The sequence below is a fragment of the Pseudomonas sp. REB1044 genome (assembly GCF_038813925.1).
GTDB lineage: Bacteria > Pseudomonadota > Gammaproteobacteria > Pseudomonadales > Pseudomonadaceae > Aquipseudomonas > Aquipseudomonas boreofloridensis.
The window spans coordinates 1,446,309-1,470,965 of record NZ_CP046139.1 but is presented as its reverse complement, the minus strand read 5'-3'; the positions used below and the strand labels follow the sequence as shown (position 1 = coordinate 1,470,965).

The 24,657-nt window shown below is 62.4% G+C and carries 22 protein-coding genes and 2 tRNA genes; 11 read left to right on the top strand and 13 right to left on the bottom strand.

Annotated elements, in window-relative coordinates:
* Positions 1-66: 66 nt before the first annotated feature.
* A complete protein-coding gene (locus tag GKC70_RS06880) occupies positions 67-1,818 on the top strand; it encodes a bifunctional diguanylate cyclase/phosphodiesterase (RefSeq protein ID WP_342650853.1) in 1,752 nt (583 codons plus the stop codon).
* A gap of 18 nt (positions 1,819-1,836) precedes the next feature.
* Here the strand turns inward: GKC70_RS06880 and GKC70_RS06875 are convergent, their stop codons facing one another.
* The 5 genes from GKC70_RS06875 to pcaQ all read right to left on the bottom strand — a co-directional run bounded on the left by GKC70_RS06875 (position 1,837) and on the right by pcaQ (position 5,246).
* Positions 1,837-2,220 carry a hypothetical protein gene (locus tag GKC70_RS06875; protein ID WP_342650852.1) on the bottom strand — a complete coding sequence of 128 codons (384 nt, stop codon included), beginning with the start codon at positions 2,218-2,220 and terminating at the stop codon, positions 1,837-1,839.
* Positions 2,217-2,570, bottom strand: a complete 354-nt coding sequence (locus GKC70_RS06870; protein ID WP_342650851.1) for a helix-turn-helix transcriptional regulator — start codon at positions 2,568-2,570, stop codon at positions 2,217-2,219. Before GKC70_RS06870 ends, GKC70_RS06875 begins: the two co-directional genes overlap by 4 nt.
* Before the next feature lie 96 nt (positions 2,571-2,666).
* Positions 2,667-3,107: a DUF1232 domain-containing protein gene (locus GKC70_RS06865; RefSeq protein WP_342650850.1), complete on the bottom strand. Its 441-nt coding sequence runs from the start codon at positions 3,105-3,107 to the stop codon at positions 2,667-2,669.
* 284 nt (positions 3,108-3,391) lie between these two features.
* The gene (locus GKC70_RS06860; RefSeq protein WP_029611980.1) at positions 3,392-4,135 is read right to left on the bottom strand and encodes an FKBP-type peptidyl-prolyl cis-trans isomerase; all 744 of its coding nucleotides are present in this window, start codon (positions 4,133-4,135) and stop codon (positions 3,392-3,394) included.
* Positions 4,136-4,313: 178 nt separating this feature from the next.
* Positions 4,314-5,246 (bottom strand): pca operon transcription factor PcaQ, encoded by a 933-nt coding sequence (pcaQ, locus tag GKC70_RS06855; RefSeq protein WP_342651477.1) that lies wholly within the window; start codon positions 5,244-5,246, stop codon positions 4,314-4,316.
* 374 nt (positions 5,247-5,620) lie between these two features.
* Here pcaQ and GKC70_RS06850 point away from each other — a divergent pair, with 374 nt between their 5' ends.
* The 6 genes from GKC70_RS06850 (at position 5,621) to GKC70_RS06825 (ending at position 11,355) form a co-directional block, all read left to right on the top strand.
* Positions 5,621-6,109: a hypothetical protein gene (locus GKC70_RS06850; protein WP_342650849.1), complete on the top strand. Its 489-nt coding sequence runs from the start codon at positions 5,621-5,623 to the stop codon at positions 6,107-6,109.
* A 171-nt stretch (positions 6,110-6,280) separates the two neighbouring features.
* Positions 6,281-6,721 (top strand): hypothetical protein, encoded by a 441-nt coding sequence (locus GKC70_RS06845; protein ID WP_342650848.1) that lies wholly within the window; start codon positions 6,281-6,283, stop codon positions 6,719-6,721.
* 228 nt (positions 6,722-6,949) lie between these two features.
* Positions 6,950-7,153, top strand: coding sequence for a ParD-like family protein (locus GKC70_RS06840; protein ID WP_029611984.1), 204 nt, complete (start codon positions 6,950-6,952; stop codon positions 7,151-7,153).
* On the top strand, positions 7,150-7,926 hold the full coding sequence (map, locus tag GKC70_RS06835) for a type I methionyl aminopeptidase (protein WP_342650847.1): 777 nt from the start codon (positions 7,150-7,152) through the stop codon (positions 7,924-7,926). Before GKC70_RS06840 ends, map begins: the two co-directional genes overlap by 4 nt.
* A 73-nt stretch (positions 7,927-7,999) precedes the next feature.
* A complete protein-coding gene (locus GKC70_RS06830; protein ID WP_029611986.1) occupies positions 8,000-8,692 on the top strand; it encodes a DUF1266 domain-containing protein in 693 nt (230 codons plus the stop codon).
* Positions 8,689-11,355 (top strand): molecular chaperone DnaJ, encoded by a 2,667-nt coding sequence (locus GKC70_RS06825; protein WP_342650846.1) that lies wholly within the window; start codon positions 8,689-8,691, stop codon positions 11,353-11,355. The genes GKC70_RS06830 and GKC70_RS06825 overlap by 4 nt, the downstream gene beginning before the upstream one ends.
* Here the strand turns inward: GKC70_RS06825 and GKC70_RS06820 are convergent.
* From GKC70_RS06820 to GKC70_RS06810, 3 genes are all read right to left on the bottom strand, one after another.
* Entirely contained in the window at positions 11,349-13,019 is a 1,671-nt protein-coding gene (locus GKC70_RS06820; protein WP_342651476.1) for a molecular chaperone HscC, read from the bottom strand. The two genes, GKC70_RS06825 and GKC70_RS06820, sit on opposite strands and share 7 nt — an antisense overlap.
* A 284-nt stretch (positions 13,020-13,303) precedes the next feature.
* A tRNA-Asp gene (locus GKC70_RS06815) sits at positions 13,304-13,380 on the bottom strand.
* Between the two features lie 13 nt (positions 13,381-13,393).
* Positions 13,394-13,469 (bottom strand) — tRNA-Val (locus GKC70_RS06810).
* 185 nt (positions 13,470-13,654) lie between these two features.
* Here GKC70_RS06810 and rdgC point away from each other — a divergent pair.
* The 3 genes from rdgC (at position 13,655) to sugE (ending at position 16,098) form a co-directional block, all read left to right on the top strand.
* Positions 13,655-14,575 (top strand): recombination-associated protein RdgC, encoded by a 921-nt coding sequence (gene rdgC, locus GKC70_RS06805; protein ID WP_200138536.1) that lies wholly within the window; start codon positions 13,655-13,657, stop codon positions 14,573-14,575.
* Between the two features lie 129 nt (positions 14,576-14,704).
* A complete protein-coding gene (locus GKC70_RS06800) occupies positions 14,705-15,655 on the top strand; it encodes a bile acid:sodium symporter family protein (protein WP_342650845.1) in 951 nt (316 codons plus the stop codon).
* Positions 15,656-15,780: 125 nt separating this feature from the next.
* Positions 15,781-16,098 (top strand): quaternary ammonium compound efflux SMR transporter SugE, encoded by a 318-nt coding sequence (sugE, locus tag GKC70_RS06795; protein WP_342650844.1) that lies wholly within the window; start codon positions 15,781-15,783, stop codon positions 16,096-16,098.
* Between the two features lie 15 nt (positions 16,099-16,113).
* On the opposite strand, the gene GKC70_RS06790 is transcribed toward sugE, so the two are convergent.
* Entirely contained in the window at positions 16,114-17,988 is a 1,875-nt protein-coding gene (locus GKC70_RS06790) for an MFS transporter (RefSeq protein WP_342650843.1), read from the bottom strand.
* Positions 17,989-18,255: 267 nt separating this feature from the next.
* Here GKC70_RS06790 and GKC70_RS06785 point away from each other — a divergent pair, with 267 nt between their 5' ends.
* Positions 18,256-20,175: a methyl-accepting chemotaxis protein gene (locus GKC70_RS06785; RefSeq protein ID WP_342650842.1), complete on the top strand. Its 1,920-nt coding sequence runs from the start codon at positions 18,256-18,258 to the stop codon at positions 20,173-20,175.
* 46 nt (positions 20,176-20,221) lie between these two features.
* On the opposite strand, the gene GKC70_RS06780 is transcribed toward GKC70_RS06785, so the two are convergent.
* The 4 genes from GKC70_RS06780 to GKC70_RS06765 form a co-directional block, all read right to left on the bottom strand.
* Positions 20,222-21,055, bottom strand: coding sequence for an amidohydrolase family protein (locus tag GKC70_RS06780; RefSeq protein ID WP_295487517.1), 834 nt, complete (start codon positions 21,053-21,055; stop codon positions 20,222-20,224).
* Between the two features lie 34 nt (positions 21,056-21,089).
* Complete coding sequence (locus GKC70_RS06775) at positions 21,090-22,364, bottom strand: MFS transporter (RefSeq protein WP_342650841.1); 1,275 nt, start codon at positions 22,362-22,364, stop codon at positions 21,090-21,092.
* 117 nt (positions 22,365-22,481) lie between these two features.
* Positions 22,482-23,213 carry a UTRA domain-containing protein gene (locus GKC70_RS06770; protein ID WP_029611991.1) on the bottom strand — a complete coding sequence of 244 codons (732 nt, stop codon included), beginning with the start codon at positions 23,211-23,213 and terminating at the stop codon, positions 22,482-22,484.
* Positions 23,214-23,300: 87 nt separating this feature from the next.
* Positions 23,301-24,452 carry a TDT family transporter gene (locus GKC70_RS06765; RefSeq protein ID WP_342650840.1) on the bottom strand — a complete coding sequence of 384 codons (1,152 nt, stop codon included), beginning with the start codon at positions 24,450-24,452 and terminating at the stop codon, positions 23,301-23,303.
* Between the last annotated feature and the right edge of the window lie 205 nt (positions 24,453-24,657).

The window sequence follows — 24,657 nt, the reverse complement described above, 5'->3', positions numbered from 1 at the left end:
GCTGTCGTGAAATGGTAGGGCCGGACGTCACAGACGTCCGGCCCTACCATTTTCAGGAAGCCCTCCATGACCGTCACCGAACAGCTCAGTGCCTTGAGCGCCATCCTGGCTCAACGCAGTATTCACAGCCTGTTCCAGCCGATCATCTGCCTCTCGGAGCGACGCGTGCTCGGCTATGAGGCGCTCAGTCGCGGCCCGTCCAACAGCCCGCTGCACTCGCCCCTGAATCTATTCGCCATCGCCCGCCAGGCCGGGCGCCTGAGCGAGCTGGAGGTGTTGTGCCGGAAGAACGCCTGCCGCCGGTTCAGCGAGCTGGGCCTGGAAGGCAAGCTGTTTCTGAACGTCTCTCCCGAATCGCTGCTCGAACCGCATCACCCCTCCGGGCGCACCTTGGAAATGCTCGAACAGGTTGGCCTGCATCCGAGCCAAGTGGTGATCGAATTGACCGAGCAAACGCCCACTGAAGACTTCCAACTGCTGTTCAACGCCCTGCACCACTATCGCGACATGGGCTTTTTCATCGCCTTGGACGATCTGGGTGCTGGCTATTCCAGCCTGCGTCTGTGGTCGGAATTGCGACCGGACTACGTGAAGATCGACCGTCACTTCATCGATGGCATCCACCAGGACCCGCTCAAGCGCGAGTTCGTCGGCTCCATTCTGCAGATTGCCCGGGCGTCGCGCGCCCAGGTGATCGCCGAGGGCATCGAGTTGGCAGAAGAGCTGACGGTACTCGCCGAAATGGGCGTCGATCTGCTGCAAGGTTACCTGCTGGGCCGTCCACAGGAATTTCCTCCTCGCGATGCGCAGGGCCTGTTGCCGCAACGTCAGCAAGACGCGCTGGTGGTAGGTGAGGAAAGCACCGACCTGGTGGCATTGCTGATCGCCCAGCCCGCTGTGGCGCTCGATACACCGACCCAACAGGTGCTTGAAGCGTTCCGCCGTCAGGCCAACCTCAACTCCCTGGCAGTGCTGGATGCTCACGGTCAGCCACGCGGGATCGTGCACCGCCACTCGCTGGCCGATGTACTGCTCAAGCCTTTCGCGACCGACTTGTTCGCGCGCAAGCCGATCAGCCGTTTGATGAGCGAGGACTTCCTCGCCGTCGAGCGCAGCCAATCGTTACAACAGGTCAGTCGCCTGCTGACCAGCCGCGCCCGCCAGCGCATCGAAGAAGACTTCATCATTACCCAGGGCGGTCGGTATCAGGGCCTGGGCCGGGTCATTGATGTGCTCAAGTTGATCACTGAACAGAAAATCCAGCAGGCGCGTTATGCCAATCCACTGACCCTACTACCGGGCAACGTGCCGATCCAGCAGTGCCTTGCACGCTTGCTGGAGCAACAACGAGCGGCGGCGGTGTGCTACGTGGACATCGACAGCTTCAAGCCCTTCAACGACATCTATGGTTACGCACGCGGGGATGAGGTGCTGTTGTGCCTGGCACAGTGCCTGAGCGACTGCGTCGACCCAAATCAGGATTTCGTCGGCCATATTGGCGGCGACGATTTCATGCTGGTGCTCGGCACCCCCGATTGGCGCCCCCGCCTGGAGCACCTGATCGAGCGTTTTCTAGGCGAATGCAAGCGCTTCTACCGCAATGAGCATCTGCAGGCGGGCTGCTTCATCGCCCACAACCGCCAGGGGCAACGTGAGACCTTCGCCTTGCTGTCGCTGTCGATCGGCGTGGTGTGGCTGCGCCCGGAGCGTTGCGAGGGGCTGGATGCGGCGCAGCTGGCTGATCTTGCCTCTCAGGCCAAGCGGCAAGCCAAGGATACGGCTGGCCCCAGCCTCAGCTTGATCGACACCGGCGGATAGCAGCAGTCCGCAGGACGATCAACCCCGCTGCGTGGCGGTTGCTTCGGGATAGCTGAACTCGAACACTCGCACCACTTCAGAAGCATGCCAGGACGCGGCTTCCATGCCGTCGACCGGTCCGGAAAACCGTCCCAGACGCTCTACACATTCGAAGAAACCGGTGCGCGGTAGGCGACTGGCCCCCTGACTGATGACCAACGAGCTGCGCAGCGGTTGCTCGGCACGAGCATCGAGCAGCGCCAGGTACTCAAGCGCGGCGGTCAGGGTCTGCATGGCTGGGCTGGGCAACTGCAAGCGTTCGAGCAGCGCCCGGTAGGTGAGCAGGTGACGTTGTCGTCGGGCCAGGTCGAGCTCGGCCAGCAGGTTCTGCCACTGCTGGCGGCTGATCCTGACCTGACTCATGACGGCTCGCTCCAGCCAGCGATGCCCAGGTGCCAGGCCAGGCTGCGCTGAATCGCCGCGTCCGGCACGCGCTCACCCGATTCGATCATGGCCAGGTAAGACGGACTGATACCGACACTGCGCGCCAATTGTTCAGGCGCAAGGTCCTTGGCCTGACGCAACTGCGCCAGCTCACCCAGGCTGGGCAGGCTGGCGCTTTGCGCTGTATCAGGAGGTGGGCCGGCTACACGGGCGGGCTCATCGACTGCAATGGGGGCCTGGCCAGCCGCCTCGCGCAGCGCTTGATAGTCAGCCCAGGGAATGACCGCATACTCGGGCTGACCGTCTCGACTGATGACCTGAATACCCATACAACCCCCTTAGGCATGTAATTGCTCGGCATAACCCTTATGCCAATCTGTCAATTATATGACTTAAGCGCTGAGATCTGTGCATTTCGCACCGATTCAGTTGCGCGTACGCTCCAGGCGCAGGGCTTCAGGGGTATCAGGCAGGCGCTCCACCACACGCAGACGCTCAGGTGACTGGCTGTCGCGCCAGGCCTTGAAGCGGGCGAGTTCATCGGCCACCGTCTTCATCACCCAGCCCAGCACGGCGATGTCATCGAGAAACCCCACCCCCACGATCCAATCGGGAATCGCATCCAGCGGGCTGACGAAATACAGCAGGCCAGCGACGATGGTCACCAGTGCCTTGGGGCTCACCGCACGGTACTCGCCCCGCCACCACGCCAGACACAGCCCTTGCATCAGCCGCAGATCCTCGCGCAAATGGCCCAGCTTCGGTCCTTTGCACGCCACGGCAAACAACAATGCGGGCAGACGGCCGCGGCTGAGCAGGCGCTCGGCCAGTGGCATGAACCGGGCGAAATTCCAAGGTGCGCGCATGAAGCCTCCAATGCTGGGGCAGAAAGGTTATCCACATTTATTGTGGATAACCTTGTGAACAGGGCGCCTCTCAAGCGCGTCGCACGCCCATGGGGCAAGGGTCGCGCTTGGATCGGGCGTTTTTTACACAACTGTTTCAGGTGAGTGGCGTTTTCACGTCAGCCTGCCATGGCAAGGCACATGCTAGCTCAGACAGTGTCTCCGCCAGGGTGTTCGCTTCGGGCAGGCGCCGAAAACGGAGACGCCCCGTCGAAACGGGGCGTCCAGAGACAACCGGTGCCAGTTTACTTGGCAGGTGCCTCGGCCGGTGCAGCCGGCTCGGCGTCGAGTTTGCTCGGGTCCTTGATACCCAGCAGTTCGAGGTCGAAGACCAGTACCGAGTTCGCCGGGATCAGCGGGCTTGGGCTCTGCGCGCCGTAGGCTAGGTCAGCCGGAATGTACAGCTTGTACTTCTCGCCGACATGCATCAGTTGCAAGCCTTCGACCCAGCCAGGAATGACGCCGCTGACCGGCAGATCGATAGGGCTGCCACGCTCGACGGAGCTGTCGAAGACCTTGCCGTCGATCAGCTTGCCTTCGTAGTGGACTGTGACCACATCGGTCGGCTTGGGTTGAGGGCCATCGGCCTTCTTGATCACTTCGTACTGCAAGCCCGAGGCGGTAGTGACCACGCCTGGCTTCTTGGCATTTTCCTCAAGGAACTTCTTGCCATTGGCAACCGCTTCCTCGCTGGCCTTGGCCAGGCGATCTTCAGCGCGCTTCTGCAGGGCAGTGAAGGCTTCGACCAATTCCTCATCCTTCAGGCGAGGGTCTTTCTTGGCAACCGCATCTTCGATACCCAGGGCCACGGCTTTGGAGTCCAGGTCATCCATGCCTTCCTGCGCCAGGCTCTTGCCCATGTTCAGGCCGATGCCGTAAGAGGCTTTCTGCGCTGGGGTCTTCAGCTCGACGTTGCTGGTCTGAGCGTCGCAGCCAGCCAGGACCAGGCCTACCAGGGCAACCGCAGCCGCCAAACGATGCTGTTTCATGCTATTTCCTTGTTCATGCGCCATAAGGGCAATCGGGGTAAAGGCCGCGAGCTTAGCAGGCGGCCATGACCAATGGCTACCGGCATAGGAGCGGGTTTGCGGCGGGAAGTTCCTGGATGTCAGGATCTTCATCTGCATCGGCCAGATGCAGCCTCGAGCAGGTTGGGAAACCGACGTTTCAGGGATACCGACCCTCGCGATACTCACCCGCTACTTCACGCAACGCTTCGCATAATGATTGCGCCAGCGAGCTCTGCGTCATGGCGGCGTTGCGGCAGATACCCACCGAGCCGCCCGGTTCGCGCAGGCCCAGGTCGAGCTCCACCAGTTCGCCACGGCGCAGATCGATCAGTACCGCATCGCGCGGCGCCACCCAGACCGCATCGCTGCCCAGCACGTAGCGTCGGCTCAAGGCCAGCGACAGGGTTTCCAGACGCTGCGCCGGCAGGTCGATGGCGCACTGTACGAACAGGCTGTCGGCATGCTGGCGAATCGTCGTGCCGGTGGGCGGCAGCACCAGCGGACAATTGCCCACCCCTGCCCTGTCCAGCATCTGGCGCGCCAGCAAGGGGTGGCCGGGACGCACCACCAGACTCATGGACTCGCTGTACAGGTGCTCGAACGACAGCCCCTGGATCTGCGGGCTGTCCGTCATGCGCCCCACCACCAGTTCCAGTTCGCCCAGGTGCAATTGACCCAGCAACTGGGCACTGGCACCGGTGACCACATCAATCACCAGCGCCTCGTGTCGCCGGTGCAGACGGCACAACACCTCCGGCATCAACAACCCCTCGACCGTCGACAGCACACCGATGCGCAACCGAGAGGGCATGCGTGCCTGGCCACGGACGCTGCCGATGCCTTCGCGCAGCGCCTGCACACTCGGCCCGGCGTGACGCATGAAGCGTACCCCGGCCGCTGTCAGCTCCACACCCTGGCGATTGCGCTCGAACAGTCGCGCCTCGAGCAGATCCTCGAGCTCCTTGAGGGTCTTGGACGTTGCCGGCTGACTGATCGCCAGCACATCGGCAGCACGGGCCAGGCTGCCCTGACGGGCGATTTCGAGGAAGCACAGCAGGTGGCGATATTTGATGCGGGTATCGAGGTTCATGCACGGCAGTTTAACCACGCGGTGCTCGGCTGCAAGCTACCGCCCGCGCTCATCGATCCGATCGCATTTTCGGACACTTCGACTTGCTGCGAAGGGGGTAGCTTTGTAGGGTGCTGTTTCCATCGGCAACCTGCACGCTGTCCGCAAGGATGACCGGATACTGCATCCCCCCTGATGGCAGAGCTCACCAGCGCCCTGACCGAGGCGGCGAAGATCGTCGGCATCACTGTTTCACCACGTTCAACGGGCTAGCAGTGGATCAGCTACGCAAGACTAACGGTTAGCTACCTGAAGGTACTCTCGGCAGTAAAAGAGCCGTACAGGAATACCCAATCAATCAGGGCCTCTGGGCTATCTGGATGCGAACTTTAGCTATGAAGATAATCAAACTCCGTGAAACCCGCTCTGGTTATAGCTTAGACAGTAGCGCCTATGGCGCGTACGTCGAAAGCGTGAAGCAACTGCTTCCTCCTGCCCTATACGAGTTCATGAGTGAGCCGTGGCATTATGACCCTTCTGATCGCAGATGCCTGCATGATGCACGGTTACATACTCTCACTGTGGAAGAGTATGAAAAAGAGGAGCGCACCCTCAACAATATTACTATTATTCTCGCCGGCGCCTACGGAAACACCCTTAAGCTTCACTACTACAACACTTCTCGTTACTCAATTGAGAAGAACACCACAGCATGGCCGGCCAATCATTCCACGCACGGAGATCTCATAATTGATGAAGTCATTGTTCTAGAACCCACCAACACATTTCAACACGAAATAAGATTCGAGCACACCACAATTAAAATAGTGTTTGAGGATTTTCTATACCTCACTGAAACAACAAATGACCAAGCAAACTCGTAGTGATTCAAAAAAATTCTTGATATGGATTTTTCTTTTTACTAACACGTATTACGAACTATTGCCGAGGGCTTTAAGAGTTAAAAACTTTAAACCCGCAGACTTGACCTGCGACAAGGAAGGCGTAGGAATCGTTACACGCCCTTTGTCTGCGAATAAAATAGCGCCTACAAAATGATAAAGCTTACCCCTGAGAAAGTAGAATTCACTATCGATACGACCTTTTTAACAGCCGCCTACAATGAAGCGGGCGATGTACGACTGGAAATCGAAGCCCAGCGTCTCGATCACCATAAAAATGGAACACATTCAATTACTACTTTAGCGTTCGAAAATGTCGCTGAGCTACGCTGCATCACCCTCAACTTTTACGAGTCAAATCATTTAAAATATCAAATACTAGGCATCAAAGATGACGAGTTAGAATACTGGAAAAAAACAGGCACACATCCTGACCCAAAATTTTACCAAGTCACCCACTCAGATTGGCTCCTGGAAAAACGTGCAATCTATGATCCAGCAAATTTCCTTGAGCTCAAGCACTATTTGGTGGCGGGATATGATAGCTACGTAGAACTACTTGCCAGCCGCTATCGCTATTCCTTTTCGACGTAAATACACCACCTCTCGAGTTTATCGATAGGCCGCGACAGGTATTCAAGCAAAAGCTCGAAGCCAGGCTCAGACCCGTACTTTTAAATTTTTAAAACTTCGCGAAGCCGCAGGTCTCTAAAAATGAGTTTCAGAGCCTATCGTCAAGGTATAGGGCTGTGGACAAGGAAGCGTGACACACCCCCACCCCTCGCCATATGATCCATATACGTTTCATACCGAGCACTCCCCATGGGCATCGTCAAGATCTGCGACCACCTCCACGAAGACCTGCGCATTGCCAGCGGCGCGATGTCACGTTCGATCAACGCCCAGGCCGAGCACTGGATTCGCATCGGCATGCTGGCCGAGCTGCATCCCGAGGCGACCTACCCCGAACTCGTGCGCCAATTGCTGCGCCAGGAACACGCCACGCTCAAGGAGCTGTTGCAATGAGCAAACCGATCCTCAAGAACGCCGACCAGTTGGCCCTGATGCGCCGTGCAGGCGAGTTGCTGGCACGCGTCTTCGCTGACCTCGACGGCTTTATCCGCGCGGGCGTCACCACCCTGCAGATCAACGATCGCGCCGAAGCCTTCATCGTCGACACCCTCAAGGCGCGCCCGGCCAGCAAAGGCCAGTATGGCTTTCCCTATGCGCTGAACACCTCGGTCGACCAGGTGGTCTGCCATGGCATGCCGAACAAGGATGAAGTGCTGCAGGAAGGCTCGATCATCAACGTCGACATCACCCTCGAACAGGGTGGCTACATCGCCGACTCCTCGAAGATGTACTGCATCGGCGCGATCAGCGACGAGGCCCGGCGTCTGGTCGACACCACGTATCAGGCGCTGTGGAAGGGTATCGAGCAAGTCAAACCCGGCGCCACCTTGGGCGATGTCGGCCATGCCATCCAACAGTTCGCCGAAGCCGCCGGCTACAGCGTGGTACGCGAGTACTGCGGCCACGGCATCGGCACACAGATGCATGAAGCGCCGCAAGTGCTGCATTACGGTCAGCGCGGTATGGGCATGAGATTGCAACCGGGGATGGTGTTCACCATCGAGCCGATGATCAACCAGGGCGCACGCGGCACTCGAACCCTCAAGGATGGCTGGACAGTGATCACCCGCGATGGCGGATTATCGGCGCAGTGGGAACATACCGTGGCCGTGACGGACCAAGGCTACGAGGTGCTGACACTGCGCACCGAGGAAGCGGGGCGCTGAGACGCCCGGCGCATTGCTCAGCTGGACTCAACCTCCCTACAATTCCCGCAACACTTCAGCTTCGGACCCGCTCATGGACGAATCCGCCCAGCACTGGCTGCACGCCCTCTCCGCTCCCATGGCCGCGCTCAACGGCGCCAGCTTCACCGCCCCCGACTATTTCGAGGGCGACGATCAGACCGACCTGGAAAGCGGCTGGGGTATCACTACCCGTGCCCAGTTGCTGGACGTACTCAGCATGGCCGACAACGGCCATGCCTGTGAACTGAGCAATGCCTACTGGCAGTTCCAGCGGTGCCTGCCCAGCCAGTGGCAGGCGCTGCTGGAGACACTGCCGGCTCGCGACCGGGTCAAGTACGAATATGCGGCACGCACCTTCCCCGACTGCGGCCCTGGCGGTACGCGGGCCTGGGACCTCGGACGCATGAGCTTTCTGCTGCGCGCCGGGGTCAAGAAGGGGCATATCAGCCGCGAAGAAAGCCTCTACCTGCACTATCGCCTGGCTCTGCGCGCCCGCCACTACTACAACCGCTGGAACACCTACATCGCCGGTTATCTGTTCGGCAAAGCGTTATGGAACGCGTCCGACAGCAGCGATGCCACCTTTGCCGCCGACCTGGAGCGCCAGGGCAGCGAGCACTGGAACCGCTGCATCGTCCTGAACCTGCGCATCGGCGCCCACGAATTGCTCGCCGACTTGCCTTGGGAATTGCCAATCGACGAGCCTGAACGCCCCACGACCCTGGAAGAGGATTGCTGGTCATGAGCTGCTGGATTCGCCTGGGTATCGAACCGACCCAGGACCTGGACACCATCCGTCTGGCCTACCGCAGCCGCCTGCCCACGCACCATCCGGAGACCGACCCGGATGGCTTCCAGGCCCTGCGCGCGGCCTATGAAGAGGCCCAGCGTCTAGCGCGCGAGCACGTCGAAAACGCGCAAGCCGCGCAGTCCAATGACGAGGTCGCGCCGGCCAACGAGGCCCTCGACGCCTTCCAGGCGCTGCTCGAAGACTCGACCCGTCGCTACGAACCGCAAGCCTGGCTGGACTACATCGGCCAGCTCGACGAACTGCCGCTGGAGCAACTCGACGACCTGAACTGGCAGTTGCTGCACCGGCTGCGCCATTGCGGCCCGATCGCCTACCAGTGCGTACGTCTGCTGGCCACGCGGCTGGGCTGGGCCGAGCAACTGTTGCGCCTGCCGCCGGAAGAGGCCCAGGACGTCGCCGCCTTCTTGCAGCGTATCGAGGAGCCCGACCCCTTCGACACTCGGCTGATCCGCGACTGGTCGCCCGCCGCGCAATTGGAAACGCTCTGGTATTTCCGCAGCCTTGGCTACTACCACCAGGAACGCCCGCTGTTCGAGTACACCCAGTTCGCCGACTGCCATACCTGCGTCGGTTTCCCGGCCGACGAAGACCTGGTGAGTCGCCTGACCCTGCAGTTCAGTCAGGCCGGGATTGGCAGCCGAACGCTGCATGCGCGCTTGCAGCAGCAGCACGAAATGGCGCCGGACGACGTCGACGTGCTGTACCTGCTCGCTCGCCAAGCCAGCGCCTTGGGCGCCGAGGAACAGGCACTCAATGGCTGGCTGCGGCTGTGGCGTGAACACCGGCATCCAGAGGCCGAGCGGTGGTTGCTCGACCTGTGCGCGGGCTATCAACCGCAACGCCTGCCGTTGCTGATCCAGGCGCTGGATCAGCAGAGCCTGCCGCACAGCTGGCCCGAGGATCTGACCGATCCCGCACAGGCCTGCGGCTGTCCCGCGCAATCACCACAAACCCTGGCGCGCTGGTCCGAGGCCTCGCGCCTGAAGCTGGAGGGTTTCGCCGCCACGTTCATCGATTGGCGCCTGGACGGTGACGATGAATTGCCGCCACTGGCCTGGCTGCTGGCCGACCAGGAAGATCGCCTGTTGCAGCGCCGCTACTGGCAGGCCTGGACACTGCAACGTGGCGAAGCCGGGCTGCTGCGCAGCCTGCTCGATGAGCCCGCCAGCGGCGATCCGCTCGATGACCTCATCCTCGAAGGCTTTCAGCGCCAGGCCGCACAGCAATTGCACTGGCTCGAGCATTCCCCGGTGGTACGTGCACTGGTAGCGTTTTGCGCATCAGCACACCACGGGGCGGTCTTCCCAGAGGCGCTCAAGCAGCAAGCACTGCACCCGGTCTGCCGTGAATGGCTGCGACGCATGCGGGTGTATTCGCCGCAAGCGCTGGAGCGCTTGAACGAGGCGTTCGACATGCGCCGCATGTTCACGGTGCCATTCGGCATGCGGGTAATGAACGACATGGCGCGCCACGGCATCGAACTGCCGCCGATGGCCGAGGGCGCTGCACAGTGGGACTGGCATCGCCAGCAGTTGTTCATGCTGGCCACCATCGCTCAGCCCCAGCGCTGGCTGGACATGATCACGCCCAAGTTGCCAGGCCAACTGCAGTACGCGACCGAGCATCCGTTCTACCGCACCCATCGCCTGCTGCTGTCCACCGCGGCGCTGTTCCAGGAAAACAACGCCTTGCTGCGCTGCCTGGACGAGCGCGATCCCGTGCAGGCGCTGATGGCCACCCCCCTGCATTACCTGGCCTACGCGTTCGCCAGCACTCGATTGCCGGGCGCGATCAATCTGTTCGAGTGCTACCAAGGCAGTACCGACGTACTGGAAGAACACCCGGTGGGGGAGCTGCTGCTGTGCGCAACCCTCTATCACAGCTCCGCGCTGGACAGCGAGCAACGGGCGTGGTTACGTGCACGCCTGGACACGCTGGGCGGCAGCGCTGCCTGGGTCGGCACACTGCGCACAGGCCTGATCGCCGGCAACGTCCCGCGCCTGCCCTATAAGATGATCGAGCGTGAGGAAAAACTGGACGGCAAACTGCTCAAGACATTGGTGAGTGCCTTCAACACCTTGGTGAAATCCGCCAAACCGCCGCGCACCGTCGATTTGATGCGGCTGCAAAAAGCCAAGGACGATGCCGATCAGGACACCGGTCTGCGCTGCGCCGCCATGGCGTTGCTGGCGCGTACCGAAGGCCACCTTGCCGCGGCGGCGCGCGAGCCTCAGGCACCCTCCTGGGCCTTCTGGCGACTGAACAGCCGTATCAGCCGCAGCGACTTCGTCGCGCACTGTTTCGTCGCCTTGATGGGCGGTGCGGTGCTGACCGCGGTGGCCAAACTGCCAGAGCTTTGGGTCGTCGCGGTCTTGTTGATTCTGACTTCAGTGCTACGGCGCCTGCGTGACCTGGGCCAAGGCGTGCCGATGTTGATCGGTGTCCTGGCGATCTGCCGATTCGCGCCCTTCGCGCCTGCCGCACTGATGGTGGTGCCCGGCGACAAGCTGGCCAACCGCTACGGCCCGCCGCCGGACGATCCCGCGCAGCTCAGCGAAGGGCTGCAAGTCGCCCTTCGCCATCTCAACGCTCAGTAACGCAACTCGTCCAGCGCCTGGCTCAACTGCAGGCGTTGACGACTGATCTCTGCCGCCTGCTGGCCGGCCAGCACCGCATTGAATGCGTCCAGCCAACTGCCGATCAGGTCGCGCTCATCGCCCAGGCTCTGCATCCAGGCCCGCTCCAGCCGCGCGAGCAAGGTGCGATTGGGCAAGGCATCGCGCGGGTGGATCTTCAGGCGTGCCAGGCGCTCGTGGCTGGCCTGGCGCGCCTCGCTGTCCAGGCCCGTGGGACTGCGGTCGATGCTGTGGCTGTGCTTGTGCCCGGTTTCGAGGAAGGTCACGTCGACTTCGAGCAGGCCGTTGATGTCGTAGCTGAAGCGCACGTCCAGCGACTGCACCTGTCCGGTGGGCTGCAGCGGAATTTCGAAACTGTCGACCAGGATGTTGTCACGCACCCAGGGACGCTCGCCCTGATACACCGCGATGCGCACCACCTTTTGCTCCGGATGGGTACTGTAGAAGCGCTGCACGCGCGAGGTGGGGATCACGGTATTGCGTTCGATGATCGGGGTGAAGGCGCCGGACACTTCTTCGCCACGGGACGAGGCGACACCCAGGGTATAGGGGCACACGTCGGTCAGGATCAGTTCGTCGATCGCCGCGTCGCGGGCCTTGCAGGCCGCTTGGCTGGCAGCGCCCAGGGCGACGATGGTGTCGGGGTCGAGGTGGCGATAAGGCAGCCGACCGAACAGCTTGGCCACCAGTTGCTGGATCTGCGGCATGCGCGTGGCGCCCCCCACCAGCACCAGGCTGTCCAGCTCGCGCGGGCTGAGCCGCGCGTCACGCAGCGCCTGTTCGATGGGGGTGCGCACCCGCGCCAGCAACGGCGCCCAGATCGACTGCAAGCGCGTCTGGTCGAGCAGCCACTCGCGGGCTTGGCCGTCGCCATTCCAGGTCAGGGTCAGGCTACTCTCGCCAATGTCACGCTTCAGTTGCTCGATAGCATCGTGCAGGCTCGCCAGCGCTTGAGGCTCCAGGCTCTCCAGGGTCAGTTGCCAATCGCTCAGGCACGCCTTGAGCAGCGCATCGGTAAAATCTTCACCACCCAAATAGTTGTCGCCAGTGGAGGCATGCACTTCGATCAACGGCAAGGCGTACTCCAGCACCGTGACATCGAAGGTGCCGCCCCCCAGGTCGAACACCAGCGTGCGCTCGAACTTCTGTTCGTGCAGACCATAGGCCATGGCGGCAGCCGTCGGCTCGTTGATCAGGCGCTGCACCTTCAGCCCCGCCAGCTCGGCCGCGAACACAGTGCGCTTGCGCTGCTCGTCGCTAAAGTAGGCCGGCACGGAAATCACGGCCTCGCTCACCGGGCAGCCGAGATAGGCCTCGGCATCCTGCTTGAGCGAGCCGAGCACCAGGGCCGACAACTCTTCCGGCGTGAAGCGGTGCTCGCCCAGTTCGAAACGCTTGTCACTGCCCATGAACCGCTTGAACGCTGCGGCGGTGCGATGGGGATGGGTGGTGAGGCGGGCACGGGCGGCACTGCCCACCAAGATGCTGCCGTCTTCATCGACACTGACCACCGAGGGCGTCAGCACCTCGCCCACGGCGTTGGCGATGAGCTGTGCTTTACCGTCCTGCCAGACGGCAATGAGGCTGTTGGTGGTACCCAGGTCGATACCCAGCAAGGGGCGGATTCGACGGGCGTTGGAGAGGAGCTGGCATCCTGCATGGTCGGTCTCTGCTGGCAAAGGAGAGCCGGGCGCGCGGCCTGCTGGCGGCATCCGGCGTAGCGGGAGATTCTGACCTAATGGGACCGCGAGTTGAAGGCGAAGATGCAATCGGACTTCAGGCAAGGGCGCGCGCCGGGCTGAAACTCGCATGAAACCGACTTGGATAAACGACGGGCACAAAAAAAGCGACCCTAAGGTCGCTTTCTTTGCTGCTTCCGGGTGTTCAGTGGGCCCTGGAAGCTGGAATATGGCGCAGCGGACGGGACTCGAACCCGCGACCCCCGGCGTGACAGGCCGGTATTCTAACCGACTGAACTACCGCTGCGCTATACATCGAGTGGTGGGTGATGACGGGATCGAACCGCCGACCCTCTGCTTGTAAGGCAGATGCTCTCCCGGCTGAGCTAATCACCCTTCGTCTCGGTGTGGCGCGCATTCTACGGACGACCTTTCACCCTGGCAAGCACTTTTTTCAAATTTTTTTTCTGATCTTTCAATGACCTAGGAATAAGTGACTACTGGCCCTGTGACAGGGTTGGCCTGCGAGCACCGCTCGGAGAATAATGCCCGCCTTATGCATTAAGGAGAGCTTTCCCCCCATGTGGTTCAAGAACCTGCTGACCTACCGCCTCACCCAGGATGTTCCCTTCGAGGCCGAGGCACTGGAAGCGGCACTGTCCAGCAAACCGGCCCGCCCATGCGCCAGCCAGGAGCTGACCACCTACGGCTTCGTGGCCCCCTTCGGCAAAGGCGAAGACGCGCCCCTGGTGCATGTCAGCGGTGAGTTCCTGCTGATCGCCGCGCGCAAGGAAGAACGCATCCTGCCCAGCAGCGTGGTCAACGATGCCGTGAAGGAAAAGGTCGAGGAAATCGAGACCGAGCAGATGCGCAAGGTCTACAAGAAGGAACGCGACCAGATAAAGGACGAGATCATCCAGGCCTTCCTGCCGCGTGCCTTCATCCGCCGCTCGATGATCTTCGCTGCCATCGCCCCGCGCCAGGGCCTGATTCTGGTCAACTCGGCCAGCGCCAAGCGCGCCGAAGACCTGCTGTCGACCCTGCGCGAAGTGATGGGCTCGCTGCCTGTGCGCCCGGCCACGGTGAAGATCGCCCCAAGCGCGACCATGACCGACTGGGTCAAGTCGCAGCAACCGGCCGAAGGCTTCTATCCGCTGGACGAATGCGAGCTGCGCGACACCGCCGAAGACGGCGGCATCGTGCGCTGCAAGCGCCAGGACCTGGCCAGCGAGGAAATCCAGTTGCACCTGAGCACCGGCAAGCTGGTGACGCAACTGGCTCTGGCCTGGCAGGACAAGCTATCGTTCGTGCTCGACGACAAGCTGGTGATCAAGCGCCTGAAGTTCGAGGAGTTGCTGCAGGAGCAGGCCGAACAGGACGGCGGCGACGAAGCCCAACAGCAGTTCGATGCCAGCTTCCTGCTGATGATGATGACCCTCAACGAATTCCTCCCGCTGCTGTTCGAAGCCCTCGGCGGCGAAGAGATTCCCCAGGGAGTCTAAAAGCAGCTGCAAGCTTCGAGCTACAAGCTGCAAGAAAGATCAAAAGCGATACGGCGGTGCTCATACGGGCACCGCTTTTACTTGCAGCTTGTAGCTCGAAGCTTGCAACTGAACCGGAGGTTCCCCCCCATGCGTGCGCTCGCCGCCCTCAGCCGCTTCGTCGGCAACACTTTTGCGCTGTGGGTGCTGTTGTTCGCCTGCTTGGCGTTCCTGCAGCCGCAGTGGTTCATCGCACTCAAGGTGGCCATCGTGCCGCTGTTGGGGCTGGTGATGTTCGGCATGGGGCTGACGCTCAAGCTGGACGACTTCGCCGCCCTCGCCCGCCAGCCCTGGCGGGTGGCGCTCGGGGTGGTGGCGCATTTCGTGATCATGCCGGGCATGGCCTGGTTGCTGTGCCAGCTGTTCCATTTGCCAGCGGAGATCGCGGTGGGCGTGATTCTGGTGGGCTGCTGCCCGAGCGGGACTGCATCGAACGTGATGGTCTGGCTGTCCAAGGGCGATCTGGTGCTGGCGGTCGCGATCGCGGCGGTCACCACCCTGCTCGCCCCGCTGCTGACGCCAGCGTTGATCTGGCTGCTGGCCTCGGTGTGGTTGCCGGTCTCGTTCATGGACATGTTCTGGTCGATTCTGCAATTGGTGATGCTGCCCATCGTGCTCGGGGTACTGGCGCAGAAACTGCTCGGCGCGCGGGTCCAACTGGCCGTGCAGGTGCTGCCGCTGGTATCGGTGGTGAGCATCGTGATGATCGTCTGCGCAGTGGTGGCCGCCAGCCAGGCGAAGATCGCCGAGTCCGGCCTGCTGATCATGGCGGTGGTGATCCTGCACAACAGCTTCGGCTTCCTGCTCGGTTACCTGACCGGCAAGTTGTGCAAACTGCCGTTAGCCCAGCGCAAATCACTGGCGCTGGAGGTGGGCATGCAGAATTCGGGGCTGGGCGCAGCACTGGCGGCTGCACACTTCTCGCCCCTGGCGGCGGTGCCCAGCGCACTGTTCAGCGTGTGGCACAACATTTCCGGGGCGTTGCTTTCGACCTGGTTCAGGCGCATGGAAGCGCCCGATCAAACCTCTGTCCAGCGGTGACCGGGCGCGCCTCTTGCCCGGCAACGGCCAGATGTGCACCATAGTGCGCACGGTGAGGACGACCTCACGACGCACTGCGTGACCATTCCGGGGACGGCCCCATCTCGCAACGATGGAGACCCATCATGTCCTGGATCATTCTGTTCTTCGCCGGCCTGTTCGAGGTCGGCTGGGCCGTCGGCCTGAAGTACACCGACGGCTTCACCCGCCCCCTGCCCACTGCCCTGACCGTTGCGGCCATGGCGGCCAGCCTTGGCCTGCTAGGACTGGCCATGAAAGAACTACCGCTGGGCACTGCTTACGCCATCTGGACCGGCGTCGGCGCAGTGGGCACGGTCATCGCTGGCATCATCCTGTTCGGCGAATCCATGGCGCTGGTGCGCTTGGTCAGCGTCGCGCTGATCGTCGCCGGCCTGATCGGCCTGAAGGTCAGCGCTAGCTGACCCTCAGCGCACCCTTCAACGGCGCGCGCCGCGCAGGGCGCTGACCTGTTCGCGCAGCGCCTCGGGCTGGGCCGCCTCCACGGGGATGGCGGCCCCAGCCACCAGCGTCACCCGTGACCACAAGCGGCGTAGGAAGCCCTTGGCCGGATCGCGACTGAAGAAGCTGCCCCACAAGCCCTGCAACGCCAGCGGAATCACCGGCACCGGGGTTTCCTGCAGAATCCGCTTGACCCCGCCCTTGAACACGTCGATCTCGCCATCGGCAGTCAGCTTGCCCTCCGGGAAAATACACACCAACTCGCCTGCCTGCAGATACTCGGCGATGCGCGCGAACGCGCGCTCGTACGTCGCCGCGTCTTCGCTGTGCCCAGCGATGGGGATCGCACCCGCCGTGCGAAACACGAAATTCAGCACCGGCAGGTTGTAGATCTTGTAGTACATGACGAAACGTATAGGCCGACGGATCGCACCGCCAATCAGTAGAGCGTCGACGAACGAGACATGGTTGCACACCAGCAATGCCGCGCCTTCGTCGGGAATGCGGTCCAGGTCGCGGTGCTCGACGCGGTACATGGAGTGACTGAGCAGCCAGATCAGGAAGCGCATGGTGAATTCGGGCACGATGCTGAAAATGTAGGCATTGACCGCGATGTTGAGCAGCGACACCACCAGGAACAACTGCGGGATGCTCAGCTTCGCCACGCTCAGCAAGCCGATGGTGACCAGCGCCGACACCACCATGAACAGGGCATTGAGGATGTTGTTGGCGGCGATCACCCGCGCGCGCTCCTGCTCAGGGGTGCGTGCCTGGATCAGCGCATACAGCGGCACGATATAGAAACCGCCGAACACGCCCAGGCCGATGATCGACGCCATGATCCACCAGGCCTGGTGCAGCCCCAGCAGACTCAACCAGTCGTGAGGTGCGTCAGCCACCGGAACATCACCCGAATGCCACCACCAGAGCAGACCGAACAGGGTCAGGCCGAACGAGCCGAAGGGCACCAGACCGATTTCAACCTTGCGTCCGCTCAAGCGCTCGCACAGCAGCGAGCCGACAGCAATACCGACCGAGAACAGGGTCAACACCAAGGTGACCACCGTCTCGTCGCCGTGCAGCCAGTCCTTGGCGTAGGCCGGAATCTGCGTCAGGTAGATCGCACCGACGAACCAGAACCATGAGTTGCCGACGATCGAACGCGATACCGCAGGCGTCTGCCCCAGGCCCAGGCGCAAGGTGGCCCAGGACTGTTTGAAGATGTTCCAGTCCAGCGGCATCTGCGGCGCCACCGCCGCCGCCCGAGGGATCCAGCGGCTGGCCAGATAACCCAGCACAGCGGTGCCGACGATGCCGCCCGCCACCACGCTGGCGTAGTCGGTAGACGACATCATCACCCCGGCGCCGATGGTGCCGGCCAGGATCGCCAGGAAGGTGCCCATCTCCACCAGCCCGTTGCCGCCGACCAACTCCTGCTCGTGCAGCGCCTGCGGCAGGATCGAATACTTCACCGGACCGAACAGCGCTGAATGCGTGCCCATGGCGAACAGGGTGAGCAGCATCAGCTCAAGGTGACCGCTGAGAAAGCCCACGGCACCGATCGCCATGATCGCCACCTCGGCCAGTTTGATCGCCCGAATCAGCGCGTCCTTGGCGAACTTCTCACCGAACTGCCCCGCCAGCGCCGAGAACAGGAAGAACGGCAGGATGAACAGCAGCGCGCACAAATTGACCCAGATCGAGCGATCACCTTCCAGGCTGAGTTTGTAGAGGATGGCCAGGATCAGCGATTGTTTGAACAGGTTGTCGTTGAAGGCGCCCAGCGATTGGGTGATGAAGAACGGCAGGAAGCGACGCTTGCCGAGCAAGGTGAATTGCGAGGAATGACTCATCGTCCTTGTTCCTGAGAGGGCTTTGTCATTTAAAGGGTGCTCATCGTGAGAGGCGACAAATCTGCACGTGAATACGCACCTCTGGCAACCGCCCCAGGGCGAATCCGTTAACCACGCAGTAAGCTGCTGGCACTACGCCATTAATTTGTCGTCAAATAATTTTCAGATTGTTACAGTTCTGCCGATATTCATATACATGACCGGGATCCAGCAACGGCCATTCCCCCTCGCCCTTCTTCGATGCATCACTATGGAGCACCACCGCAGATGTTTACCTGGTTCGGCGACCTGAAAATCGCCCATAAACTGGCGCTCGGCTTCGGCCTCGTCCTGACGTTGACCCTGATCCAGTCGCTGATCAGCTGGGACGCCCTTGGCAAGATGGTTCGTCGCAGCGAAGTGGTGCGCGATGTGTCGATCCTCAACGATGCCCTGGGCGATCTGCGCGAAGCGCGTCTGCGCCATACGCTAGCAAACGGCGACGACGAGCAGACCCAGGCCTTGCTCACCGCCAGCGATGCATTGCAGCCACCGCTCAAGCGCCTGCGTGAAGTGATCCGCACCCCGCGCAATGTCGAACTGCTGGGCAAAGCCGAACAGTCCCTGACCAGCTACGTGCAAACACAGAGCCTCAGCCTGCAGTCATACCAGACCATGCGCTCGGCGCAAAAAGACATGGGCACCCTCGCCAATCAGTCGTTCGCGGCCCTCAAGAGCATTCGCCAGCAAGTGCGCGCCCTGACCGATGCCGAGCAACGCGACGCGCGCAGCGAGGCGGTCAATCAGATTCGCGAGAACCTGATCCTGCTGCGTTACCAGGTGCGCGGCTACACCAGCAACACCAATGCCGACAGCGAAAAGACCATGAACGATCAGATCGCTACCACGGTGAACACCCTGCCCGGGCTGATCGCGGCCTTGAACGGCCAGGCCGCCGACGCCACCGCACAGTTGAGCGAACAGGTCCGCGCCTATGCCGGCAAGGTCGAAACCTATCGCAGCGAGATCGGCAAACTGGCCGACTACCGCGTCAGCATGGCCAAGGACATCGCCAAGCTGACCGAAGCTATCGGCCTGCTGCTCGACGGCCAAGGCACATTGGTGAATTCGGATAGCCAGTTCGCCAAGAACCTGCAGTTGGTCACGACCCTGCTGGCGCTGGTACTGGGCATCGTGCTGGCCGTGCTGATCGCTCGCCAGATCAGTCCGCCACTGCGCCGGGCACTGTTGGCCATGGAACAAGTAGCCGCCGGTGACCTGAGCGAACAGCCGAGCAGCCGTCGCCGCGACGAACTGGGTCAGTTGCAGAACAGCCTGCAAGGCATGACCGCCAACCTGCGCCAACTGATCGGCGGCGTGCGCGATGGCATCTCGCAGATCGCCAGCGCCACCGAGGAACTCTCGGCCATCACCGCACAGACCAGCGCCGGTGCCAGCAGCCAGCGCCAGGAGACCGACCAGGTCGCCACCGCCATGCAGGAAATGGCCGCCACGGTGCAGGAAGTGGCGCGCAATGCCGGCGACGCCTCGGTGGCCGCCAGCGCCACCGATCTGGAAGCCCGCGAGGGCGAAAGCGTGGTCGCCCGTGCGGTAGCGCAGATCGACCGGCTGGCCAGCCAGGTGGACGCCACCAATGAAGCGATGGACGCGCTGCGCAATGAAAGCCAGCGCATCGGCAAGGTAATGGACGTGATCAAGGCCGTGGCCGAGCAGACCAACCTGCTGGCGCTCAACGCGGCCATCGAAGCGGCGCGAGCCGGTGAAGCCGGCCGTGGGTTTGCCGTGGTGGCCGATGAAGTGCGCAGCCTGGCGCAACGCACCCAGGCCTCGACGGCAGAAATCGAGTCGGCGATCAACAGCCTGGAACAGGGCACCCGTTCGGTCAGCGACTTGATGGAAGAGAGCCAGAGCCTGACCGAAAGCAGCGTGGCCCTGGTGCGCGAAGCGGGCGCGGCGCTGGAAGGCATCACTCAGCAGGTCTCCGGCATCCAACTGATGAACCAGCAGATTGCCGCCGCCTCCGAACAGCAGAGCGCAGTGGCCGAAGAAATCAGCCGCAGCGTGGTGACGGTCAGGGACATCTCGGAAAAGACGGCAGGGGCCAGTGAGCAGACCTCGGTGTCCAGCGTCGAGCTGGCGCGTCTGGGCGGGCAGTTGCAGCAGATGATCAGCCGCTTCCGCGTCTAAAGTGCAGGGGCGGCCCGCCCGCCCCGACACCGTCAAGCAAGGCGGATTACTGGAAGTCGAACAGGGCCCGCGCGGTATCCACCAACAGCGCTTGGCGCAGGGCCATCGAGCAGCCCAGCGCCTCGAACTGTTCGACCACGCCCGTAAAGTTCACCACCGATTCATGCTGGGTGTGTGGCCAGTCGCTGCCCCACAGAAGGCGGTCGGCGCCATAGTGCGCCTCCAGCATTCCCAGCGCCTGGCGAGCGAACAGCAGGTTCTGCGTCGCCGAGCCGCCCAGGCGATAGATCCCCGACACCTTGACCCACACCCTCCCCTGTCCCCCCAGCGTCAGCATCTCGGCGAAGCCTGGCTGACCCAGACCCAGGCGCGCATCGGGCCGACCGAAATGATCGATGACGATCTTCACGCCATAGGGGTGCAAGGCGTTCACCAACGCCGGGATGTCGGCCACCTGACGATGCAGCTCGACATGCCAGCCCAGTGCAGCGATGTGCTCCAGCAGCGGTCGCCAGGCGGCATCGCGTAAATCGGGCAGCGCTTGCCCCATCAGATTCAGCCGCACGCCGCGCACGCCCGCCTGGTGCATCTGTTCCAGGCTGGCGCGGTCCGCATCGCGCTCAAGCATCACCACCCCGCGTAATTGCCGGGGCGCGCTGTTCAGGGCAGCGAGCAGGTAGCGGTTGTCGGTGCCGAGAAAGCTCGGCTGAACCAGTACGCCGTGGCTGAAACCATGCCCAGCGAGCATGGCCAGGTAATCGTCCAACGGGGCGTCGTAGGTGGGTGCATAGCGACGCTCGGCCGCCAGGCTCAGCCCACGGTTGAACACGTGGGCATGGCTGTCGATGGCCGTGAAAGGTGAAACGGTAGCGTGGGGCATGGCGCTCATCGAAAAGGTTGAAGAATGTGGATCGTTACTTGGCCATGGCCGGAGCGGTCGAGGCAGCCGCCTCGGGCTCCAGTGTGCGCCCGCGGGTTTCTGGCAGGCACAGCGCGGCGATCACCGCCACACCGTAGGCGATACCGGCATCTATGCCGATCGCCGCGCCCAGCGACATGGACTCGCTCATGTGACCGACCAGGAATGGGAACACCGCCGACAGCACGCGGCCGAAGTTGTAGCAGAAGCCCACCCCGGCGCCGCGCACATCGGCTGGATAGAGCTCATTGAAGAACGCCCCGAGGCTGGCCGGAATGCCAGCGGCGAAGAAGCCCAATGGGAAACCGAGGAACAGCATCTGCGTGTTGCTGAGGGGGAAGAACACATACGCCTGGACGGTCAGAACGCAGCACAGGGCGAACAGCAGGATGTTCTTGCGGCGGCCGATGCGGTCGATCAACAGACCGCTGACCACACAGCCGCACCAGAAGGCGAAAATGATCACCGCCAGGTAACCGCCAGAGTTGAGCACCGACAGGTTGCGCTCGGTCTTGAGGAAGGTCGGCAACCAGGTCATCACCGCGTGATAGCCACCGTGGGCACCCAGGCCAAGCAGTCCGCCCAGCAAGGTGACGCGCAGCAGTTCCGGGCGGAAGATCCCGGCCATGGACTTGACGAAGCTGCGCGGCGCGACTTGGTCTTTCTGCAGGCGCTGGAAGCTGTCTGGCTCCTGCACGTTACGGCGCACCCAAATGATCAGCAGAGACGGCAACAAGCCGACGAAGAACATGACCCGCCAGGCGAACTCCTGCGGCACCAGCGAATAGATCAGCGCGAACAGCGTCACTGCCAGGCCCCAGCCCACTGCCCAAGCACTTTGCACCGTGCCCATGACCTTGCCGCGGTACTTTGGATTGATGGTTTCGGCCATCAACACCGCGCCGGCCGCCCATTCGCCACCGATGCCGAAACCTTGCATGGCCTTGACGAACAGCAGCGGATAGAAGCCGGTGACGAAGGCCGACAGGAAGGTGAAGAAGGAGAACCAGAGAATCATCCACTGCAAGGTGCGCACACGGCCATAGCGGTCGGACAGGGTACCGCCGAGCCAGCCGCCGATGGCCGAGGTGACCAGGGTCAGGCCACTGATCAGACCGGCATCGCCTTTGCTCAGGGAAAATGCGGCGATCAGCGCCGGAATGGCCAGGCCGAACATCTGCACTTCCAGGGCGTCGAGCGACCAGCCGCCGAAGCAGGCCCAGAATGTCTTGCGCTCGCGCGAGGTGATTTCGCGGTACCAACTGAACATGTTTCTTATCCTTCTAGGTCGTGTAAGGGTGGCCGGACTCGCACCGGCCAGGCAGGCAACACCCCGGCACCGTGCGAGCACGGCGCAGCAGGCGGGGCTATGGGCGGCAGCGGCGGTTCAGCGAATGTCGATGCGGTAGCGGAAGTGCTGGGCATGGCCGCGCGAGCGGCGCCACTCCAGTGGCTTGCCGGCGTAGTCACGGGCCAGACGCTCGATCACCACCACCGGACTCCCCTCCGGCAGTTGCAACAAACGCCCCTGAACCGCATCGACCGACTCGGCGGTAAGGGTTTCCTCCGCGTAGGCCACCACTTGGCCACACAGCGTTTCGTAGATTGGGTAGAGCAACGGCCCTTTGCGGTCCAGCTCGACTTCCAGCAAGGGCTGGAAGGTCTGGCGCGCCAGCCAGATTTCCTCGGCCAGCACCGGCTGGGCGCCCAGCAAACGCAGACGCACGATGCGGATGACCTCGGCCTGCGCCGTCAGCCCCAACGCTGCCGCCACCGCCGAGGGCGCCGGCAGTGGCTCTATGGAGAGGATGCGGCTCTCGGGTACGACCCGCGCGCCATTGGCTGATTCGAAACGGAAAAAGCGGAACAGCGAGGACTGGAACTGCGGCCGACGAATGAAGGTGCCACGGCCCTGTTGACGCTCCAGAACGCCTTCGGCGACCAGTACGTCGACAGCCTTGCGCACGGTGCCGACCGACATCTGGAACTCGCTGGCCAGCGCCGCTTCGGTGGGAATGGCCTCACCTGGGCGCCAGCGGTTGTTGGCGATCTGCTCGACCATGTGGTCGCGCAACTGTTGGTATCGGGGCAGACGCGCATCACCGGGCAGCGTGTTCATGGGCTCTGTCTCTCGTGTTGTTATATAGACATATATATGAATTGCCCGAGAGTATTCCTCCTGCCCCGAACGCTGTCAATCCTCCGCCTATCGGACGGCGCTGGCCGCAACGATGCACGGCGACACGAACAACTCACCCCGCCAAGCGCCTGTGAGCGTTTTGCCTGCCACCACTAGCCATAACATTGCCAGCATGCCCACCAACACCTGCCCGGCGACCATGAAAAAGCCCAGTCCCAACCACTCAGCCAATTTCAACGTGGCCAGGCTGTAGACACCCAACGGAAAGGTGAACCCCCACCAGCCCAAGTTGAACGGCATTCCGTGGCGCAGGTAACGCACGGTGATCAGCACGGCCGTCAGCAACCACCACAGGCCTGTCCCCCACAGCACCATTCCGGCCACCAGCCCCAGACCCCGCGCCACCTCGCCCATTGCCCCAAGGCCATTGGCGGCGAATACACCCGGCGCATCGCCGCCAAGCAGCAGCATGCCCAACGCACCGGTACCGATGGGGCCCAAGGCCAGCCAACTGGACGCCGCCATGTTGGCCGGCGGCAACTTGTGCAGCGCCATGCGCAACATCAGGATGGTCAGGATGCTAAATGCCACCGGCAGCGACACCGCCCACATGACGTAACTGGTGACCAGCACCAGAAGCTGCGCCTGAGGGTCGGCCAGGTGCGGCACCAGCAGGCCGCCGCTGGCTGCGGCCACCTCGGCCGCCACCACCGGCAGCAGCCAGACGGCGGTCATTTGGCCGATGCTGTGTTCCTGGCGGGTGAACATCAGGTAGGGAATGGCCACGCCACACAGCAGCGCGAGGGCCACATCCAGCCACCATAGCGCCTCGATCCACGGCAGCAGGCCTTCGCCCCAGCGCGCCAGGCCGAACACCAGGCCGCCGTTGAGGATGGTCGCCAGCCCCATGGGGATGGTGCCGAAGAACATCGAGACCGTGGAATGGCCGAATATCCGCCGCGCTTCGTCGAAGAACAGCAGCCAGCGGGCGCTGTACAGCACGCAGAACACGATGAACAGCGCGACCGTCAACCACCACAGCGCCTCGGCAAGCCCCAGCAACGCCGATACCTGCACCTGCCGCAGGGCCAGGGCCAGCACGCCGGTGCCCATGGTCGCGGAAAACCAGTTGGGGGTGAACTGGCGAATCACTTCCAGGGGGTGGGCCAGGCGCTGGAAAGGTCGCATGGACCGAGCACGGGTGTGAGGGCAAGACATGAGCGATTCCTCGGATAAGGTGAAATCAGCTTATGCTCGCCATGAATATCTATATAACGGGTATTTTCTCTATCTGTTATCTGTTTTAAAGATATAAAACCCGAAGGAGCGTGCGACTCCTTGCCACTGCGACCATCGTCTGCGCTGACGAAACCGCCCTGCTCGTGCCAGACTGCTCGGGACCGCGTTTCCCTCTTGCTGCGGA

What these genes read in the sequence shown, in the direction of transcription:
- GKC70_RS06880 (WP_342650853.1), top strand. Translation starts at nt 67, where the DNA reads ATGACCGTCACCGAACAGCTCAGTGCCTTGAGCGCCATCCTGGCTCAA.
- GKC70_RS06875 (WP_342650852.1), bottom strand. Translation starts at nt 2,220, where the DNA reads ATGAGTCAGGTCAGGATCAGCCGCCAGCAGTGGCAGAACCTGCTGGCC.
- GKC70_RS06870 (WP_342650851.1), bottom strand. Translation starts at nt 2,570, where the DNA reads ATGGGTATTCAGGTCATCAGTCGAGACGGTCAGCCCGAGTATGCGGTC.
- GKC70_RS06865 (WP_342650850.1), bottom strand. Translation starts at nt 3,107, where the DNA reads ATGCGCGCACCTTGGAATTTCGCCCGGTTCATGCCACTGGCCGAGCGC.
- GKC70_RS06860 (WP_029611980.1), bottom strand. Translation starts at nt 4,135, where the DNA reads ATGAAACAGCATCGTTTGGCGGCTGCGGTTGCCCTGGTAGGCCTGGTC.
- pcaQ (WP_342651477.1), bottom strand. Translation starts at nt 5,246, where the DNA reads ATGAACCTCGATACCCGCATCAAATATCGCCACCTGCTGTGCTTCCTC.
- GKC70_RS06850 (WP_342650849.1), top strand. Translation starts at nt 5,621, where the DNA reads ATGAAGATAATCAAACTCCGTGAAACCCGCTCTGGTTATAGCTTAGAC.
- GKC70_RS06845 (WP_342650848.1), top strand. Translation starts at nt 6,281, where the DNA reads ATGATAAAGCTTACCCCTGAGAAAGTAGAATTCACTATCGATACGACC.
- GKC70_RS06840 (WP_029611984.1), top strand. Translation starts at nt 6,950, where the DNA reads ATGGGCATCGTCAAGATCTGCGACCACCTCCACGAAGACCTGCGCATT.
- map (WP_342650847.1), top strand. Translation starts at nt 7,150, where the DNA reads ATGAGCAAACCGATCCTCAAGAACGCCGACCAGTTGGCCCTGATGCGC.
- GKC70_RS06830 (WP_029611986.1), top strand. Translation starts at nt 8,000, where the DNA reads ATGGACGAATCCGCCCAGCACTGGCTGCACGCCCTCTCCGCTCCCATG.
- GKC70_RS06825 (WP_342650846.1), top strand. Translation starts at nt 8,689, where the DNA reads ATGAGCTGCTGGATTCGCCTGGGTATCGAACCGACCCAGGACCTGGAC.
- rdgC (WP_200138536.1), top strand. Translation starts at nt 13,655, where the DNA reads ATGTGGTTCAAGAACCTGCTGACCTACCGCCTCACCCAGGATGTTCCC.
- GKC70_RS06800 (WP_342650845.1), top strand. Translation starts at nt 14,705, where the DNA reads ATGCGTGCGCTCGCCGCCCTCAGCCGCTTCGTCGGCAACACTTTTGCG.
- sugE (WP_342650844.1), top strand. Translation starts at nt 15,781, where the DNA reads ATGTCCTGGATCATTCTGTTCTTCGCCGGCCTGTTCGAGGTCGGCTGG.
- GKC70_RS06790 (WP_342650843.1), bottom strand. Translation starts at nt 17,988, where the DNA reads ATGAGTCATTCCTCGCAATTCACCTTGCTCGGCAAGCGTCGCTTCCTG.
- GKC70_RS06785 (WP_342650842.1), top strand. Translation starts at nt 18,256, where the DNA reads ATGTTTACCTGGTTCGGCGACCTGAAAATCGCCCATAAACTGGCGCTC.
- GKC70_RS06780 (WP_295487517.1), bottom strand. Translation starts at nt 21,055, where the DNA reads ATGCCCCACGCTACCGTTTCACCTTTCACGGCCATCGACAGCCATGCC.
- GKC70_RS06775 (WP_342650841.1), bottom strand. Translation starts at nt 22,364, where the DNA reads ATGTTCAGTTGGTACCGCGAAATCACCTCGCGCGAGCGCAAGACATTC.
- GKC70_RS06770 (WP_029611991.1), bottom strand. Translation starts at nt 23,213, where the DNA reads ATGAACACGCTGCCCGGTGATGCGCGTCTGCCCCGATACCAACAGTTG.
- GKC70_RS06765 (WP_342650840.1), bottom strand. Translation starts at nt 24,452, where the DNA reads ATGTCTTGCCCTCACACCCGTGCTCGGTCCATGCGACCTTTCCAGCGC.